Annotated in this window: 16 protein-coding genes; 12 read left to right on the top strand and 4 right to left on the bottom strand. The window is 70.1% G+C overall.

Annotated features, from left to right (window positions below):
• The first annotated feature begins 235 nt into the window (after window positions 1–235).
• The 4 genes from HNR01_RS09320 (at window position 236) to HNR01_RS09335 (ending at window position 7237) form a co-directional block, all read left to right on the top strand.
• The gene (locus tag HNR01_RS09320; protein ID WP_026105376.1) at window positions 236–1180 is read left to right on the top strand and encodes a GNAT family N-acetyltransferase; all 945 of its coding nucleotides are present in this window, start codon (window positions 236–238) and stop codon (window positions 1178–1180) included.
• A 335-nt stretch (window positions 1181–1515) separates the two neighbouring features.
• On the top strand, window positions 1516–2880 hold the full coding sequence (locus tag HNR01_RS09325; RefSeq protein WP_183667508.1) for an O-antigen ligase family protein: 1365 nt from the start codon (window positions 1516–1518) through the stop codon (window positions 2878–2880).
• Between the two features lie 206 nt (window positions 2881–3086).
• Window positions 3087–5192, top strand: coding sequence for a GumC family protein (locus HNR01_RS09330; RefSeq protein WP_246417446.1), 2106 nt, complete (start codon window positions 3087–3089; stop codon window positions 5190–5192).
• Window positions 5189–7237, top strand: coding sequence for a right-handed parallel beta-helix repeat-containing protein (locus tag HNR01_RS09335; protein ID WP_183667510.1), 2049 nt, complete (start codon window positions 5189–5191; stop codon window positions 7235–7237). The genes HNR01_RS09330 and HNR01_RS09335 overlap by 4 nt, the downstream gene beginning before the upstream one ends.
• A 23-nt stretch (window positions 7238–7260) precedes the next feature.
• Here the strand turns inward: HNR01_RS09335 and HNR01_RS09340 are convergent, their stop codons facing one another.
• The 3 genes from HNR01_RS09340 to HNR01_RS09350 all read right to left on the bottom strand — a co-directional run bounded on the left by HNR01_RS09340 (window position 7261) and on the right by HNR01_RS09350 (window position 10141).
• Window positions 7261–7704, bottom strand: a complete 444-nt coding sequence (locus tag HNR01_RS09340; RefSeq protein WP_246417447.1) for a hypothetical protein — start codon at window positions 7702–7704, stop codon at window positions 7261–7263.
• A gap of 353 nt (window positions 7705–8057) precedes the next feature.
• Window positions 8058–9221 carry a glycosyltransferase family 4 protein gene (locus tag HNR01_RS09345; RefSeq protein ID WP_183667511.1) on the bottom strand — a complete coding sequence of 388 codons (1164 nt, stop codon included), beginning with the start codon at window positions 9219–9221 and terminating at the stop codon, window positions 8058–8060.
• A gap of 77 nt (window positions 9222–9298) precedes the next feature.
• Window positions 9299–10141: a polysaccharide deacetylase family protein gene (locus HNR01_RS09350; RefSeq protein ID WP_183667512.1), complete on the bottom strand. Its 843-nt coding sequence runs from the start codon at window positions 10139–10141 to the stop codon at window positions 9299–9301.
• Between the two features lie 203 nt (window positions 10142–10344).
• On the opposite strand from HNR01_RS09350, the gene HNR01_RS09355 reads away from it, so the two are divergent.
• The 8 genes from HNR01_RS09355 (at window position 10345) to HNR01_RS09390 (ending at window position 16501) form a co-directional block, all read left to right on the top strand.
• Window positions 10345–11343 (top strand): GNAT family N-acetyltransferase, encoded by a 999-nt coding sequence (locus HNR01_RS09355; RefSeq protein WP_183667513.1) that lies wholly within the window; start codon window positions 10345–10347, stop codon window positions 11341–11343.
• A 14-nt stretch (window positions 11344–11357) separates the two neighbouring features.
• Entirely contained in the window at window positions 11358–12704 is a 1347-nt protein-coding gene (locus tag HNR01_RS09360; RefSeq protein ID WP_183667514.1) for an MATE family efflux transporter, read from the top strand.
• A gap of 112 nt (window positions 12705–12816) precedes the next feature.
• Window positions 12817–13329, top strand: coding sequence for a GAF domain-containing protein (locus HNR01_RS09365; RefSeq protein ID WP_183667515.1), 513 nt, complete (start codon window positions 12817–12819; stop codon window positions 13327–13329).
• 128 nt (window positions 13330–13457) lie between these two features.
• Window positions 13458–13676 (top strand): hypothetical protein, encoded by a 219-nt coding sequence (locus tag HNR01_RS09370; protein ID WP_017483517.1) that lies wholly within the window; start codon window positions 13458–13460, stop codon window positions 13674–13676.
• A gap of 264 nt (window positions 13677–13940) precedes the next feature.
• Window positions 13941–14174 carry a hypothetical protein gene (locus HNR01_RS09375; protein ID WP_003605770.1) on the top strand — a complete coding sequence of 78 codons (234 nt, stop codon included), beginning with the start codon at window positions 13941–13943 and terminating at the stop codon, window positions 14172–14174.
• Window positions 14175–14178: 4 nt separating this feature from the next.
• A complete protein-coding gene (locus HNR01_RS09380) occupies window positions 14179–14421 on the top strand; it encodes a BrnA antitoxin family protein (protein ID WP_017483518.1) in 243 nt (80 codons plus the stop codon).
• Window positions 14422–14533: 112 nt separating this feature from the next.
• On the top strand, window positions 14534–15238 hold the full coding sequence (modB, locus tag HNR01_RS09385) for a molybdate ABC transporter permease subunit (protein ID WP_153873345.1): 705 nt from the start codon (window positions 14534–14536) through the stop codon (window positions 15236–15238).
• Between the two features lie 993 nt (window positions 15239–16231).
• Window positions 16232–16501: a hypothetical protein gene (locus HNR01_RS09390; RefSeq protein WP_183667516.1), complete on the top strand. Its 270-nt coding sequence runs from the start codon at window positions 16232–16234 to the stop codon at window positions 16499–16501.
• Window positions 16502–16781: 280 nt separating this feature from the next.
• On the opposite strand, the gene HNR01_RS09395 is transcribed toward HNR01_RS09390, so the two are convergent.
• Window positions 16782–17438 (bottom strand): glutathione S-transferase, encoded by a 657-nt coding sequence (locus HNR01_RS09395; RefSeq protein ID WP_183667517.1) that lies wholly within the window; start codon window positions 17436–17438, stop codon window positions 16782–16784.
• Between the last annotated feature and the right edge of the window lie 91 nt (window positions 17439–17529).

Genomic DNA, 17529 nt, shown 5'->3' on the forward strand with positions numbered 1-17529 from the left:
GAAATCCCTGAAATCAGTATTCGACCACGCTGTGCCCCTTATTCCCGATCGATCAGATCAATCATCCACCGAGAAGAGCCGTCTCGAAACGGCACTCGGCGGACGGCATCGATTTCGCTTGATGTCGGACTTGTCCGGGCGCGGGACGAGAATGCGTCCGTCTCCATCGGACGATTGCATCGATCCTTGAGCCGGACCGATGCCGGGCAGCGCGATCAGCCCTAGGAGGCCAACGATGGATCGAGTGAACGACGCCCTGGTCGATGTCCCGGCCCAGGAGGAGGGCGTTCGAGCCACACGGGTGAAGGTCCGCTGCCGCCACATCGAGGAGGACGACCTCGATTCCGTGGTGCGGCTCCTGCGGATCGGCTTTCCCGACCGTTCGGAAGCCTACTGGCGGACCGGGCTCGAACGGCACCGCAGCCAGCCCCTGCCCGACGACGTGCCGCGCTACGGCTATGTGCTGGATCGGGACGGTGCGATCGTCGGCGTCCTGCTCGCGCTCTATCGAACGGTCACCGACGAGGCCGGGACGCATCTGCGCTGCAACCTGTCGAGCTGGTACGTGCTGCCGGAATTCCGGGCGCTCGGCACGCTGCTCGACGGCTTCGCCATGCGTGACCGGCGCGTGACCTACACCAACGTCTCGCCCGCCCCGCAGACGTGGCAGATGCACAAGGCGCGCGGCTTCAAGCCGGTCTGCTCGGGTCAGATGCTCGTCATGCCGTTGCTGGCCGGCTTCGGCCGCGGACGCCGCGTGCGGGCGGCCGACGCCGAGACTTTGCGCCTGCTGCCGGAGCCGGAGGCCCGGCTCGTGGCCGACCACATCGCCTATGGCTGCATCGGCCTCGTCTGCTCGGAGGGGGACCGGGCCTGGGCCGTGCTGTTCCAGCGGCGCGCGATCAGGCTGCGGCCGGGGGAGACCCGCTGGCCGCGCCTGCCCTGCCTCCAGCTCGTCTACCGCTCGAGCGCCCTCGACCTGCCCGCCTTCCTCGGCGCGATCGGGCGGCACCTCATCCTGCGCCACGCCATGCCATGGTTCGTGCTCGATGCCGTGGGGAAGCTGCCGGGGATCGCCGGGCGCTTCTTCGACGGCCGGGCCCCGAAATATGCCCGCGGCCCCAACCCGCCGGCAACGGGCGACCTCACCTATACCGAGGCCGTCCTATTCGGCGCCTAGAGCAGCGTTCGACGAAGCGCTCGCCAGCCCGTCGTGCGGAGGCGCGTCAGAGCAAGGACCTTGCGACGTCGGTTTCACGCGATCGAGGTGGTTACGGCTCTGGAAAGCATGTCGGCAAGCCCGCAACCGGCTTAACCGAAATATCGGCCCGAAGCCGCAGGGTCACGGCGTCACGCGCGGCCCTGGCGGCCCGAAAGGCGCCGTAAACCAAGACTCCACGCAGTGTTGGCGGGCACGGGATCGACGCGGCATCCGGTCGGCTTCCTTCTCGTCCCGCCAAGCTGAGGAGACGTCCGGGGGTTCAGCCCGAGAAACCAGCCGATGGAACCACCGGAATGCTGAATCTGCTCTTGGTCGTCGCCGTGGTGGTCTGGTTCGCGCTGCTCTACCCGCTGGCGCGCCACCGTCTCGAGACCCGGCTCGGACCGCTGAACGGACCCGTGGCGGTGCCGTTCGCCCTGATGTCGATCTTCGCGCTGCTGCCGCTCGTCTTCAACGTCCCTCGGGACGATGGCAACGCCGTGCTGGACCAGGGGCTCACGGCCTCCAACATCGCCCTCGTCGCCATGACCGGTCTGACCGGGCTCTATCTGGCCGTCCGCATCGCCGTCGATCGGCGCGTCCTGCTGGTGGCCTTCTCGATGCCGTATCTGCCGTTCACGCTGATGATCCTCGTGAACGGCGTCAGCACCGCCTGGTCGATCGTGCCGACCTATACGATCTACCGCACGGTCGAGCTGGCGATCTTCACCCTCGCCTCGATCATGATCTTCGACCGCAGCGACATCGAGCGGCGGCTGCCGAACCTCTTCGCGACGTTCATCGTCCTCTGGCTGATCGCCACGGCACCGATCATCCTCGACAATCTGGCCCACGGGATCGTGTTCTCGTCGGCCAAGCACAACCTCGTCCCCTATCTCTGCGCGACCTACGCCTTCCTCGTCATCTTCGACGATCGCATCCGGCATCGGGGCGCCCACCTCCTCCTCGCCTTCGCCGGGTTCGTCATTGCCGGCTCGGCGGCGAGCACCGCCGCCCTGGTCGCGGCCGTTCCCGGCATCATGGTGGCGTCGCAGCATCGCCGGCTGCGCCTCCTCGGCTACGCCGGCTTCACCGTCTACCTCGCCGCGTTCGTCGTGCTGATGGGCGGCCTGTCCGCTTTCCCCGCGCTTCTCGACGTGATCTCGACCGTGCTGCAGAAGCCGCCGGAGGAGCTGGCCGACGCCACCGGGCGCGGCACCTTCTGGCCGGTCTTCATCGAGGCCACCAAGGACCGCTTCGTCGGCGCCGGCTACGCGGCCGGCGACCGCTTCATCCAGCTCCTGATCCCGACCACGGCGCTGGCGGAGACGCTGGCCCGGGACGCGGTGTTCATCTCGAGCTCGCACAACATGCTGCTGAGCGCCTGGGCCGGCACCGGAGTGATCGGAATCGGCCTCTGCGCGATGGTGCTGGGCGCCGCAATGCGCTGGGGAATGAAGCTCGACCGTGCCGGGCGGCGCCTCGTCGCCACCTGCGTTTTCTTCCTGATCCTCAACGGCATGACGACGCCGGGCATCTTCCAGGACTGGAACATCAACGTCCTCACCTTCGTGGGCGTGCTGGCCTATGCCCGCATCGGCGCCCTGCGCTGCGAGCCAGCGGGCGCGCTCGCGCGGGACACCGCTCCCTTTGCCGTCCGACGGGCGGCGCCCGCATGACGTCCCTGGGCAGGCGGGCTGGCGCGCATCTTGAAGCTTGAGCCCCGAACCGACATCCGGCGCGCGGCCGATGTCCCGAAATGGGAAGGATCATCCCGAGTGATCCGCTCCGGGACGGAAACAGCGGGCCGGATCGATCGCAGCGGGCCGGCTGAGCCCGCGGAAGCCCTTTGTTCGAAAGTCTTGCGATGACGATGGTCGAGCGGATGCCTTCGCGATTCTTCGTCGGCACCGAGCCGGGCAAGCCCGACGTGACGCCGGAACCCTGGTTTCTCGATCCGCGCGAGATCGGGCGGGCGTTGCGCGCGCGCTGGGCCCTCGTGCTGACCCCGATGGTCCTGCTCCTGGTGGGGGCGGTGGCGTGGCTCGCCCTGGTGCCGCCGCTCTACGCCGCCGTGACGCAGATCCTGATCGACCCGCGCGGCATCCAGGTGGTCAAGGACGGCGTGACGCCCTCCGATCAGGCGAGCGATGCGAGCCTGCTCCTCGTCGACAGCCAGGTCCGCGTCCTGATCTCCGATGATGTCCTTCGTCAGGTCGTGAGCCACTTCAAGCTCGATCAGGACCCGGAATTCGTCCGCTCCTCGTCGCCGCTGGACGCCCTCAAGGGCAGCCTGTCCTCGCTGCTCGGTGCCTCCGGCGGCCCGTCCGACGACACGCTCACGGCCCTGCGCACCCTGCGCGACCGCACCGCGGCGCGACGCCTGGAGCGCAGCTTCGTGGTCGAACTCGCCGTCACCACCCAGTCGCGCCAGAAATCCGCCGATCTCGCCCAGGCGATCGCCGAGACCTACCTCGCCACCGTCTCGCAGGCGCAGGCGCAGGTCACCCGCAAGGCCGGCGACGCGGTGGCGGGCCGGCTCGGCGAGCTGCAGGACGACCTGCGCGAGGCCGAGGACAAGGCGCAGAAATTCCGTGCCGCCAACAACCTCGTCGGAACCCGCGGGCAGCTCGTCAGCGAGCAGGCGCTGACCCAGCTGAACCAGCAGCTCGGCGCCGCGCGCGCCCGGGCCGGTGAACTGCGCGGACGCCTCGCCCAGATCGAGGCGGTCGCCAACGGGCGGGCCGATCTCAATTCGGTGACCGAGATCGTCCAATCGACGACCATCGCGCAGCTGCGCTCCCAGCTCGCCCAGATCGAGGCGGCGCGGGCCGACACGGTGTCCAATCTCGGGCCGCGCCACCCCACCCTGCGCACCAGCGAGCTGCAGGTGCAGACCCTGCGCAACGACATCAACGCCGAGATCCGGCGCATCGCCGCGGCGACCCGCAACGACTACCGCTCGGCGCTCGCCAACGAGGCGTCGCTGGCCGCCACCCTGGAGAGCCGCAAGAAGGAGGCCCTGTCCGTCGACAGGAGCTTCGTGCGCCTGCGCGAACTGGAACGGCAGGTCGAGGCGAGCCGCGCGGTCTACGAGGCCTTCCTCGTCCGTGCCAGGGAATTGCAGGAGCAGCAGCGCCTCGACACCTCCACCTCGCGCATCATCTCGCCGGCCTCGCTCCCGGCCCGCCGGCTCGGCCCGCCGATCCCGGCGATCTTCGCGGCGGCGGTCGCGGCCGGGCTCGGCATTGGCGTCGCGCTCGCGCTCCTTGCGGTGCCGGCTGCCGGGCGGGTCGGTTCGCGCCGTCGGCTCCAGCAACTCGCCGGCCTCCCGGTCATCGCGGCGTTGCCGGCCCGGGTGCGAACCCGGACGCGGGGCCGGGCCGGCGGCGAGGCCCTGCGCGCCGACACCGCCTACGACCTGGCCGTGGCGCGCCTCGGCAGCCGTCTCCAGCGCGACTTCGCGGCCCCGCGGCCGACGGTGGTTCTCATCACCTCGGCGGACGACCGGACCGGCAAGTCGGAACTGGCGCGCAGCCTCGCCGCCTCGGCCGCGCTCGACGGCCAGCGGGTGCTTGTCGTCGATGCCGATCCGGAGGCGTTGATCTCGCGCGATCTGCGAAGCGCGGCCAGACGCGGCGTCGCCGAGGCGCTGCGGACGCAGTCGGGGCTCGGCGAAGCACTCGTGGACGGGCCGGCCGGATTCAAGATCCTGCCGTTCGACGACGCGGCCCTGAGCCTCGGCACCGCGGCCTTTACCGGGGCGGTCCTGACGGCGGCGGCAGCGTTCGACACGGTCTTCGTCGATATCGGGCTGATCGGCACCGACATCGCCGCCGAGCGCCTCGCCCAGGACCAGCGCTTTCCCGCGCTGCTGCTGACGGCGAGCGCCACCCGCAGCGCCGTGAGCCGGTTGCGGCGGGCGCTCGATGCCATCGGCCGCGACCCGCGGGTGCATCTCGTGATGACCGACGCGGACGCCGAGGCGTGAGCCTCGGGCCGTTCCGGATCGGGGCTGCGCTCGCCGCGACCGTCCTCGCCGGCGTCTGCGCTCCCGGTTTCGTCGGATCGGTCCAGGGTGGGGACGCGCGGGCATCCCTGGTCCTGCGCGTCGCCCCCACCGGAGCGACCGGGACCGGCCGGCAAGACCGCTTCGCGGACCTGCCGCAGGCGCTCGCCCGCGTGGCGGCCCTGCGCCGGCAGGGCGAGGGGCGGGCGATCGTCGTGGAACTGGAGCCCGGCACGCACCGGATCGCCGCGCCCGTGCGGATCGGCCCCGAGCATTCGGGTGCGGCCGGGACGCCCCTGACCCTGCGCGGCGCGGCCGACGGATCCAGCCGGCTCGTCGGCAGCGTCCCCTTGCCGTCCGCGCCGCTGCCGCCGCGCTTGCGCGAGCGCCTACCCGCGGCCGCGCGCGACGAGGTGCGGGCCTACCGCCTGCCGGAAGCCTTGCGCCGGGAGCCGGCCTTCCGCGCCCCGCGGCGCTTGCGCGAGACGCATCCGCGCATCACCGAGATCTTCGATCCCGGCGGTGCCCTGCGGCCGGCGCAGTGGCCGAATGCCGGGAAGTCCGGTCCGGATGGCGTCTGGCCGACGATCGCGACCGCGGCACCGGGAGGTCTGGACTTCACCCTCGGAGACGCGCCGCCTCTGCCCGATCTGACTCGCGAGCGCGAGCTCTGGGCCGAGGGTTTCTGGCGGTGGGACTGGCTTCTCGAGACGCTGCCCGTCGCGCGGGTCGACCGGCACCGCCGTTTCGAGCTGGAGGCGCCCCCCTATGAGGGAATCCGCGAGGGCGCCCGGATGCGGCTGGTTCACGCGCTCGCCGCCCTCGACGAGGCCGGCGAATGGTGGCGCGACCGCGACAGCGGCCTGCTGCTCGCTTGGCCGTCCCCCGGCGCGACCGAACTGGAAGCGAGCCTCGCCGAGGGGCTGATCCTCGCGGAGGGCGTTCGGCACCTGCGCATCGAGCGCCTGCGGCTGGAGCGTGCCCGCGGCGACCTGATCGTCGCCCGCGGCGGCGAGGACATTGAGATCCGGGCGAGCGACCTGTCCTGGGCGGCGGGGCGCGCGGTGGTGTTCGAGGATGTTGCTCGGGGCGGCGTCTCCGGCAGCGCGATCCACGACATCGGCGCGAGCGCGGTCCGCCTCGTCGGGGGCGACCGTGCCACCCTCCGGCCCGGCGGGCTCTTCGTGCGCGATTGCCGCTTCACCCGCTTCTCGCGGCTGAGCCGGACCCAGAGTTCCGCGATCGAACTCGACGGCGTCGGTGCGGAAGCGAGCGGAAACCTCATCGCCGACGCGGTCGGCTACGCGGTCTATCTGCGCGGCAACGATCACGTGTTCCGCCGCAACGAGGTGGCCCGGCTCATCCACGGCCTGAGCGATACCGGCGCGATCTATGCGGGCCGCGACTTCACCGCCCGCGGCTCGATCATCGAGGACAACTACATCCACGACATCCGCACCGTGCCGGGGATGGAGGTGAAGGGAGTCTACCTCGACGACATGGCGAGCGGCTTCACCATCCGGCGCAACCTGTTCGTCGATGTCCAGCAGCCGGTCTTCATCGGCGGCGGCAGCGACAACACCGTCACCCGCAACGTCTTCGTCGCGTCGAGCCCGATGGTGGCCCTCGATGCGCGCGGCCTGACCTGGATGGCGCCGTCGCTCACGCAAGCGGATTCGGAGTTCCGTGCCGCCTTCGCCGCGATGCCGCTGGACTCGCCGCCCTGGCGGATGCGGTTTCCGAAGCTGGCGGAAGCCCTCTCCGATCATCCGGGCGTGGCGCGCAACAACCAGATCGTCGACAACGTGACCATCGGCGGCGAGCTCGTCACCTTCAGCGAAAAGGCGGAGGCGGGCCGGCAGATCATCCTGTTCAACACCCGCCTCGACGGTCCGGCCCCGCGATCCGGCGACCTCGCCGCGCTCGCCCGCCTCGCCGCCGGGCGCGGCATCGCGCTCGGACCCGATCCGGAGACCCTGCGGCGGGACGAACTGCCGCCCTCGCCCTTCACCCATCCGCGGCGCTGAGATCCCTCCCGTCGAACGGACGATCACGCAGCCTTGGACGGTGCCTCCGTCAGGGTCGAGAACTCGCTGACGATGGCTTCGTGAACCTGCTTCAGCCAATCCTCGGCGATGCGCGCCCGCTCCTCGGCGGCGTCCGCCCGCTCCTCCGCCGCCCGGATGCGCTGCTCGGCCAGGGCCTGGATATTGGCCGCCCTGGCCTCGGCCGCCCGCACCCGCTCGCTGGCGAGCTTGATGTCGTCGCGAACGCGTTCCAGCAGCTCGTGCACCCGCTGTTCCTGCTCCTGGGCCTGCGCCTCGACCTCGCGGGTCCGGTGCGCGGCGGCCCTCACGCGCTCGATCAGGCTCGTCCAGTCCTGGGGGGACGAGGGCGTCCCGACCGCCGCGGCGGCGCCTGCCCCGGCATCCGATTGCACGAGACGCAGAATACTCGTCAGGCTATCCGCTGCCTTCTGGTCGTCTTGAGACACGATGGTCGCATTTCGAGACTCGAACTGGTCAAGTTCGAGCGGACGCTCCCAGCGCATTTTCTTGACGATGTCCATTTCCAAGAGCTTTCATCGCGAGATGGAGGCCGGGCCGATACATGCGGGGGAGGAATGATCCGCAACACCACATTCGTGCAGGACAAAGTACCGAGGCAAGACAAATTTTCGATGGCTAAATTGCCGAGTTTTACCTTCCAGCCCGATGTATCAAAAATACCACGAATGTAATTTATGCATCTTTCCGAACGCGGTTTCGCGTTACTCCAGCAGCCTGGGCCGCCGGGCCCGACGATCTCGAGCCTCGACACGGCCCCCGCCGGATCAGGCGGGCGACATCACGGGCGCCCGTGCAGAAGCGGTTCGAGAGCGGCGAGATAGCCCGCGACGGCGGCCTCCGCCGTGAAGTGCGGGAGCACGCGCTCGGCCGCGCGCCGCAAGTCTTCGCGGAGCGACCCGTCGTCGAGGAGACGCAGGGCCGCCGCGACCCAATCCGCCACGACCATCGGCCGCACCGCGCCGCAGCCATGGGCTTCGAGCAGGCCGCGCCCCGCGCCGGAATGGGGGGAGGCCAGCACCGGTGTCCCGCTCTGGAGGGCCTCCTGCACCACGATCCCCCACACGTCGCCGCGGCTCGGAAACAGGAAGAGCCTTGCCGAGGCGTAGACCTCGGGCAGCGCCTCCTGGCCCAGAAAGCCGTCGAACCGGGCGGAGAGGCCGGCCTGCGCGAAACGCGCCTCCATCTCCGCCCGCAGCGGTCCGTCGCCCGCGACACGGACCGACAGGGGCCGGCCGCGGTCACGACAGCCGAGCACCACCTCGGTGAAGAAGCGGGCGCCTTTCACCTCCTCGTTCAGCATGCCGCAGAACAGGAGGTCGTAGGGCCGCGCGGAATCGGGCGGCGGCGGGGCGGGCGGCGTCCAGGCCGGGAAGAGCGGGCTCAGGACGAACCGCTCGGGCGGCAGCCCGTATCGGGCGAGCACGGCGCCGCTGCCCGCGCTCGGCCCGATCCCGGCGGCGGCCCCGGAGACGATGGCGCGGCGCAGCCAGCGATGCGGGGCCGAGCGCTGCCCGGGATCGGTCTCGGGCACGCCGTCGGTGCGGACCAGGGTCGGGATGCGCCGCAGCCGCGCCGCGCCGCGCGCGAACAGCATGGTCGGCGAGAAGTCGTTGAGTACGAGGGCCGCCGGCCGAAGCGCGGCGAGCCGCGGCACCACCACCGGGTTGACGTAGAGGTTGCGGATCGAGGAGCGGTGCCAGCGCAGGCCCGGCAGCACCGCGTGCCGGTAGAGGCGCGGCGGCGGCATCACCCATTGCCGCGCCCGCTCGCGCGGCGTGCAGGACAGGACATGCAGGGCCCGTCCGTCACGCCCAGCGAGGCGCTCCGCCAGACCCTCGTAGAGGACGTGGGTATAGGGCGCGAGCGCCCCGGTCACGACGACGACCGGGCGCGGACCGGAGGCATCGGGGAGGATGTCGGACGGCCTCGCTCCGGCTGCCATGGACGGGGACCTCGAGTCGGGAGTTGCGGGCGCGAACCGGTCTCGCTTCGATGATCAGCGATAGATCGGAAATCTTCTCAAGCCGTTCCCTTTGCTGTTCCCGCCGCCGGCCATCCCGTCCTGCGGCCGCCCATCAGGGCGTCGAAGTCCGAGACCGGCCAGTGCGGCTCGACCACATGGCGGGGCAGCATCGGAAGATCGGCGGGGCTCAGCGCCCGGCCGCGCCGCGTGGTGAAGAACGTGCGGTAGCCGCTCTCCAGGGCCAGCGCCGGGTCGCGCTCCGGGTGGAAATCGTGTCCGGCCACGCCCCAGGGGCACGCGAAATGGCGGATTTCCCGGCCGGTGAGGTCGGCGAGGTCGCGCCGGGAACGGGCAATCTCGTCGGCGACCCGATCGCGGCCGAGCCGGCTCAGGCGGGGATGGGTGGCGGTGTGGGATCCGATATCGAGGCCGTCGGCGCACCAGGCCGCCACCTCGGATCGGTTCATGTAGAGGCGCCCGCTCGGGGCGAGGGACGGCGTCCGATCGAGACCGGGCGGTGTCGAGGGCGGCACGTCGATCCAATCGCTGACGAGGAAGACGATGCCCGGAACGCCGAGGGCCTTCAGGACCGGTCGCGCCACCTCGAAGGTGTCGGCATAGCCGTCGTCGAAGGTGATCAGGAAGGCTCGCTCGCCGGCCGGCCATCCCGCGGCGAGACGGTCGACGGCGCTGTCGGCATCGATGAAGTCTCCGTGCCGGCCGAGATGGCGCAGTTGCGCGGCGAAAAGATCCTGCTGGGCGTCCGGCACCTGATGGTAGCACAGGGTGTAGAGGCCGGACTCGGCATAGGCCAGCGACTTGAACAGAGCGGCGCCGCGCAGGGCGAGCGCGCGCACGCCCGGCGCCCGCCGCAACGTCGATTTGACCCAATGCTTCATCCGGCCCCTCATCCCCGAACCACTCGGCTATCACGAAAATGTTCTGATGGCATCTGCATAAATAATCCCGGAATACCGTGGTTAATCTGCCTTGTTGGTTTCGCTATTGGTACGAGCGTCGTGGCTCATCGCTTGCTGAGTGGAGGGAGGCGGGCCATGGAGTGTCCCGGCTCGGGACATCGAGCACGCGAAGGGTCTGTAGAGTGGGTCAAGCGACGGTCGTCGATCTGACGAACGATCCCGATTGGGACGAGGCGATCTGGCAGCAACCGGGCGCCAGCATCTACGCGTCGCGTCGCTGGGGCGAGTACAAGCGCCGCATTGGCTGGGACGTGCGGCGGCTCGCGATCCGCTCCTGCGACGGGCAGGCGCTCGCCTTCGCGCAGATCCAGCGCCGACGCCGCTGGCTCGGTCACGTCGTTCTGGCACAGGGCGGTCCGATCCTGACGCCCCTCGGCGAGCGGCGGGCGGAGGCGGTGTTCCGCGCCTTCCTCGACCATCTCAGGCTCGGCCGCCTCGATCTGCTCGGCGTGAACTACCAGCAGTTCCAGACGCCGGCGGCGATGCTCGCCCTGCTCGGCCACAGCTTCGCACCGGTCGTCACCACCCGGACGCACACGCTGGAACTCGACCTGACCCGAGAGGCGGAGCGGATCCGCGCCGGCATGGAGGGCCGCTGGCGCGACGTGCTCAAGGCGGCCGAGGCCAACCCCGACCTGTCGACCGGCTTCCCGACGGACCCGGCCGATCGGCTGTCCGCCTTCGAAACCTTCAGCCGCCTGTACGCCGCCTTGAAACGGCGCAAGGGGTTCCGCAACAGCCTTGACCCGGCGGCCTTCCGCGATCTGGCCGCCCACGACCCGAACCTCCTGTTCCTCGAGATTCGCGAGCGGGGCGAACCGATCCTGGTGCGCATCGTCCACCGGGCCGTCCATCGCTGGACCGATTTCTACGTCGCCTCGAACGAACGGGCCAAGGTCACCGGCGCCGGGCGCCTCGCGCTCTGGCGCCTGATCGAGCGGGCCCAGCGCGAGGGGGCCTCCGTGCTCGATCTCGGCGGCATAGACCCGGCCGGCAACCCGGGCGTCTACGAGTTCAAGCGCGGCGTGTGCCGCAACGCCGTCGCGGCCAACCCGCTCTGGCTCTTCAGCCGGACTCGGTCGATGCGCCGCGCCGCGACGGCCATCCTGGCCGCGCGCTGAGCAGGAGATCCGCCGTGACCAAGGCCTCGAGCGCGTTTCTCCGCCCCACCGGCCCGCTCCGGCGCGCCGCCGGCCTCGTCCGGCATCCGCCGGCGGCGCTCACGGCCCTGGCCGATCAGGGCGTCGTGAGCGGCTTCGGCTTCGTCAGCGGCATCGCCGCCGCCCGGCTGCTCGGGATCGCCGAGTTCGGGCACTTCGCGATGATCCTGATCGTGCTCACCTTCGCCCAGGCCCTGCACAACGCCCTCATCACCGCCCCGATGATGACGCTCGTCGGCGCCCGCAGCGGCGTGTCGACGGCCTATGCCGCGACCATCATCGCCGGCGCCGTCCTGCTCTCGGTGCCCGGCGCCGTCTTCGTGGTGATCGCCCTCCTGATCGCCGGGATGTCGGGCGAGACGCTCCTGGCCGCCTGCGCCCTGATGCTGGCGCAGAACCTCCAGTTCACCCTGCGCCGCCTGCTCTTCGCCAAGGGCCGGGGGATGCAGGCCCTGCTGATGGATTTCGCCCGCGCGGCGAGCTTCCCCTTCGTCGCCGTGGTGATCTGGCTGGAACACGACGTCATCGGCGGCAACGGCTTCGTCTGGCTGCTCGCCGCGACCTCGTTCGCCACCTGCCTTCCCTTCGTCGTCGCGTTCGGACGCCCGATCCTGCGCCGGCCCGGCTGCGTGCAGATCGGGGCGGTCACCCGGCGCCACATTCCGCTCGCGCGCTGGCTCCTGCCCATCGTCTTCGTCACCTTCGTGCAGGAGCAGCTCATCTGGCTGGTGGCGGGCTCGACGCTCGGCCTCGAGGAACTCGGCGGCCTGCGGGCGGCGCAGTACCTCGTCGGAACGGTGCTTCTGCTGCTGTCCGCCACGGAGAACGTCCTGCCGGTGGCCGCGGCCCGCGCCCACGCGGAGGGCGGGGATGCGGCCCTGCGGGCGTACCTGCTGCGCACGGGCGTGAAGCTCGGCGTGCCGATCGTCGCGATCCTGGCGGTTCTCGCCCTTCCGGGCGAGATGTGGCTGCGGCTGATCTTCGGGCCGGAATACGCGGCCTACGCGCACTGCCTGCACATCCTCTCGGTCAGCGTCGTGATCGTGCTCGCCCGGGACCTCACCGCCAATTATTTCCGGGCCAAGCAGAACACCCGGGTGCTGTTCGAGTCGCTGTGCGTGAGCATGGTCGTATCGGTCGCCGTCGTGGTCCCGCTGCTACGCGCCGGCGGCGTCAGCGGCGCGGCGGCGGCGGTGGGCGCGGGGCACCTCGCCTCCCTCGTCTACCTCGTGCTCGCGGCACGGCGCCAATCGCGCCCGACCTCCGCCCGATCCGCCTTCGGCCGGTGGCGGCGCTGCCCCGGACTGCCGACCAGTTCGTAGGCCGATACGGCGACCATGGCTGCCCTTACAGCGCCCTGCGGATCGGATCCGTACGCCCCTGGGCGCGGAGGGCCGCCTGTACGGAGCGTGTCAAAACCCTTAGTTTGCATTCATGTTTGAGGAGCATTCCCAGGCCGACCCGCAGCTGGCGCGAACAGCCGAGCTGATGGCCGAGGCCGGCTCCCTCGCGGATGTCGTGTCCATCCTGACGCGGACCGGCCGGTGGATCGCGGGCTCCGACGGGATCGCCGTCGTGCTGCGCGAGGACGATGTCTGTGCCTACGTCGCCGAGGACGCGATCGAACCGCTGTGGAAGGGACGCCGCTTCCCGCTCGAGACCTGCATCTCGGGCTGGGCGATGCTGAACCGGAAGACGGCCGTGGTGCCGGATATCGGCACCGATCCCCGCATCCCGATCAGCGCCTATGCCTCAAAGGCGATCCGGAGCCTCGTGATGGTTCCGATCGGCGCGCCCGAGCCGGTGGCCGCGCTCGGCGCCTACTGGTGCGCCATGGTCTGGCTCGATACCGCAACGGTGTCGCGCCTCGAAGCCCTCGCCTGCCAAGCCACGGCGGCCATCGCCCGGCTGCAGGGGCAGCGCAGCACCGCACCGGCTCCCCCCTGATGATGGGCCCGCCGGTCGGCGCCGACGCTCTCAAGGCGACCGGTCCCGCTCCCTTCCGTGGTGACGGAGGTGACCGGCGACGCGGCCGAGGCTATGCAGCGTTTGCCGGGAGGATGAGGGAGACAGGCATGCCGGTTTTCGTTCTCAGGGGCGCTCACCGCACGGCGGACGGCCAGATCGGGCCGCCGCTGTTCGAGGAGACGATCACGGCAGACCACCCGAACGAGGCCGTCCGCCTCGCCAACGCACAGGATCTCTCGACCAAGGACGAGCGGGCGAATGCGCTCTGGCTCGTCGATGCGCAGGGCGTCCTGCACTGGTCCCTGCGGCGGGCGGACCGGGATTGAGCGGGGCGTTCCGGGCGCGGCGGGTGATGCCGCGACGGGTTCGCGCTTCCGTTCCGAGCGGGTGCGCGAAGAGCGGGGGAAAACCGGCTCTGCTCCGGCCGAATTGGTCTTTGCCGGCGCTTTCGTGCTAAGTCCGAGGGCAGGAATCCTCGACGTTCCCGCTCGGGGTTTTTCGCCGTCCCACGCACGATCCCTTCCGCGTCGGGACGCCGCGCGCCGCCGCCGGGATTTCACGCGGCGCGAGTTCTCGCCGAAAGATTTTTTATGAGCGACGACATCGACGCCAAGACCCGCGCAGCGGAGCGCGCCGAGCGGGCCGAGCGCATGGCCCGCGAGGGCCAGCAGGCCATGGCCGAGCATCTGGCCGCGGTGAAGGCCGTGGACGAGCGCACCGTGCGCCTGCGGGCCCTGCGTCTGGCCAAGGAAGCCGAGGAGGCGGCGGAGCGGGCCGCCAATCCGCCTGCGCCCAAGCGCGGCCGCAAGAAGGCGACGGCCTGAACCCATGGCCATCGACCGTACCCGCCGCCCGAGCGACCCCCGCCAAGCGGCCGAGGCCGCCTTCCGGGCGGTGACGCGCAAGACTCCCGAGGCCGCACCGGAGGTCGTCCGGGCGCCGGTCGTCCCCGGCGCGCGCGAGACCGTCTCCCTGCGCATCGACCGGGCGGTGCTGGAGCACTTCCAGAAGGACGGCCCCGGCTGGCAGGACCGCATCAACGCCGCCCTCAAGGCCGCCGCCGGACTGTGAGGCGGAAGCCATGAGGCGGGCGGCGAGGCGGGCGTTGCCGGGCATCGGCCGGTGAGGACGAGGCTCGGCCCATGACGGCGCGCCCCTCTCCGGGGAGGGCGCCTTGAGCGCCCTGCCGGACTGGCTCGGCCTCAATCCCGATGAGACGACCGCCCTCCTGCTGTCCCTGCGCGTCGCCACCGTGGCGACGCTGGCAAGCCTGCCGCTGGGCCTGCTGGCGGCGTGGCTGCTGGCGCGGCGGCGGTTTCCGGGCCACGCCCTGCTCGACGGCCTCGTCCACCTCCCGCTGATCCTGCCGCCGGTGGTGACGGGCTACCTGCTGCTGCTCGCCTTCGGCCGGCGCGGATGGTTCGGCGCGTGGCTGGCCGAGATCGGCCTCGTATTCTCGTTCCGCTGGACCGGGGCGGCGCTCGCCTGCGCGGTGATGGGCTTCCCGCTGATGGTGCGGGCAATCCGCCTGTCGATCGAGGCGGTGGATCGCCGACTCGAACAGGCGGCGGCGACGCTGGGCGCGCCACCATCCCTGGTGTTCCTCAGCGTGACCCTGCCGCTCAGTCTGCCGGGAATCCTGGCGGGCGCGGTGCTCGCCTTCGCCAAGGCAATGGGCGAGTTCGGTGCGACCATCACCTTCGTCTCCAACATCCCCGGCGAGACCCAGACCCTGCCCTCGGCGATCTACACGCTGACCCAGGTACCGGGCGGGGAGGCGGGCGCGCTGCGCCTCACCCTGATCTCGGTCGCAGTCTCGATGCTGGCCCTCGTGGCCTCGGAGGCGCTGGCGCGGCGGGTGAGCCGGCGGATCGGGGCCGCGCGTTAGGGACAGCCGAGGGCGGCTGTCCGATCGGCAGGGCGACGGCGAACGCGGCCCATCGACCGGGCCGGCGACCTTCTCCCACACGTCCCGACGTGGCCACACCCGTGCACCACAAAAGAGGCCGGCAGCGGCGCGTACCGCCCGAGCGCGGCAGGCGCGCGAATGCCCGCGGAACAGGAAACCGCGCAGCTCAATCCCGGCGACGGCTTCAGCCGCAGAGCCTCGTCCCCCGGCTCGACCGTGCGCGGCAACGGCGGGCGTGGCGCGAGGCCGCTCGCCGAGACCGGACCCAACAGCTCGAAGCGCCGCCGGGTCCGATGCGCAGCCTATCCGCCTCCCCGCGCCTCCAATCGTATTGTCCGACTGTTCGCGCCTCTATGAGCAGGCACCACGATCAAAATGAAGATTTAATCCGTGCAAAAATTTAGGATATGCTCAAAATGATTGCATTATTCCGGATGTGTTCTTGCGCACTTGGCTCAGAAAACCAGATGTATATTTGGGCAATACGACTCATATTTGGGCTTAGCTCTACAAGTCAGGAGAGAATTGTTGCCTCGCGGATTGACCTATGCCCTCGCTATGCTTGTTGCGGCGGGATCGGCCCTGCTTCCGACCTCGGCCACGGCGCGGCGCACGATGGATCTCCACAGCGCATCCGATCCCAATCGCGCCTACTGCGACATCGTCGTGAAACGCCCCGGCGGAAATCCGACACAGGACATGACCGGCTCCATTGGCCATGCAAAGAGCTATCAAAGTGGCGGACGTCGAGCGAACCCGTTGATCTGCTATCTGCCCGGAACCCGATAAATTTATCAATACATAACTACATGTTTGGACACGTCCAACGAATATCAACCAGGTTTATTCTGATCATTCAATAAGATAAAAGATATGTTTTATCACTGTATTAGCGAACGATCCCAGTAGTGCAATCAACACATCTGGAATCATACGAGAGAGCCAACTCGGCACCAGCACGGGAGGGGATGCGTGACCGCAACGAGACTTCTCAAAATCGCGCTCGTCGGCCTGTGCGGCCTGATCTCGAACACGGCCGCACAGGCCCTGAATCAGCCGGCCCGGACCGGCACAGGCGGTGGCCCGGAGACGACGATAACAGCGCCACACACCGCTCCGACGGGGCGAGTGATGCCGCGCCCGCGCATGGTGGATACGCAGACGCGTGGCGAGGCCGTGCCGAAGCCCGAGACCCAGTTCAAGGACAGTTTCCTGATGAAGGACATCTGCGTCGGCTGTTGAACGGGATTGCGTGACACGATCACCGATCCTGTCGGAGCGATATCCTCATCGAACGACAAGGTCCGCAGGTGATCGGGGGCGGCCCGCAGCGCCTTGCTGCCGGCAATGCGATCGCATCAGTCCGAGACCCTGAAACCGCGTGCGGCCGGCTCTCAGGAATCGGCCCCTCTGGGATCGGCCCCTGGCAAGGACCGATCCCAGGACGTGCGATGCCCGCCGAACCGACCGTCGCGGGAGAGGATGCGGCGAGGCCGGCGAGGGTCGTCATCGGCGGCCCGCTTCACGCATAGGCGTAGGGCCCGCCCCGCTCCAGCGCCCGCCCGTAGGCCGGCCGCGCGTGGAGACGCGCCAGCCACTCGCTCACCCGCGGCCCCGCGCCCGTCCCCCGGGCGGCGAACGCCTCCAACGGGAAGCTCATCATGATGTCGGCCGCCGTGAAGGCGTCGCCGCAGAAATACGTTCGCTCGGCCAGCTCCGCCTCCCAATAGGCAGCGTGGCGGCGCAGTTCCGGATCGACGAAGCCGCCCGTCACCCGGGTCGCGATCGCCCGCACCAGCGGGCGCAGCAGGGCGGGGCTTCGCGGAGCGAGCTGCGAGAACACGAGCTTGAGCAGGAGCGGCGGCATCACCGAGCCCTCCGCGTAGTGCAGGAAGTAGGTGTAGCGGTCCCGCTCCGGCGTGGCGGGCGGCGGCACCAGCGCGCCGTCGGCCCGGGCAGTGAGGAATTCCACGATGGCACCGGTCTCCGCCACCACCCGCCCATCGGCCTCGATCACCGGCGACTTGCCCAGCGGATGCACCGCCCGAAGCGCCCGCGGCGCCAGCATCGTCGCGGGGTCCCGCGCGTAGCGCTGCACGGTGTAGTCGAGCCCGAGTTCCTCGAGCAGCCACAGCACCCGCTGCGAGCGGCTGTTCTCCAGATGGTGGACGGTGATCATCGTGCGCCTTGTTCGATCCTGCGCCGACAACGCGGCAGGCCGGACATCGAGCCTCTTGTCTCCGCACCGGTTTTGCTGAGAAGCCGGCCGC

This window comes from Methylorubrum rhodesianum (genome assembly GCF_014199985.1).
Taxonomy (GTDB): domain Bacteria; phylum Pseudomonadota; class Alphaproteobacteria; order Rhizobiales; family Beijerinckiaceae; genus Methylobacterium; species Methylobacterium rhodesianum.

Coding starts and splice junctions, on each gene's coding strand:
- HNR01_RS09370 (WP_017483517.1), top strand. CDS start 13,458: ATGCCGGTTTTCGTTCTCAGGGGCGCTCACCGCACGGCGGACGGCCAG.
- HNR01_RS09375 (WP_003605770.1), top strand. CDS start 13,941: ATGAGCGACGACATCGACGCCAAGACCCGCGCAGCGGAGCGCGCCGAG.
- HNR01_RS09345 (WP_183667511.1), bottom strand. CDS start 9,221: ATGGCAGCCGGAGCGAGGCCGTCCGACATCCTCCCCGATGCCTCCGGT.
- HNR01_RS09350 (WP_183667512.1), bottom strand. CDS start 10,141: ATGAAGCATTGGGTCAAATCGACGTTGCGGCGGGCGCCGGGCGTGCGC.
- HNR01_RS09330 (WP_246417446.1), top strand. CDS start 3,087: ATGCCTTCGCGATTCTTCGTCGGCACCGAGCCGGGCAAGCCCGACGTG.
- HNR01_RS09325 (WP_183667508.1), top strand. CDS start 1,516: ATGCTGAATCTGCTCTTGGTCGTCGCCGTGGTGGTCTGGTTCGCGCTG.
- HNR01_RS09380 (WP_017483518.1), top strand. CDS start 14,179: ATGGCCATCGACCGTACCCGCCGCCCGAGCGACCCCCGCCAAGCGGCC.
- HNR01_RS09320 (WP_026105376.1), top strand. CDS start 236: ATGGATCGAGTGAACGACGCCCTGGTCGATGTCCCGGCCCAGGAGGAG.
- HNR01_RS09365 (WP_183667515.1), top strand. CDS start 12,817: ATGTTTGAGGAGCATTCCCAGGCCGACCCGCAGCTGGCGCGAACAGCC.
- HNR01_RS09395 (WP_183667517.1), bottom strand. CDS start 17,438: ATGATCACCGTCCACCATCTGGAGAACAGCCGCTCGCAGCGGGTGCTG.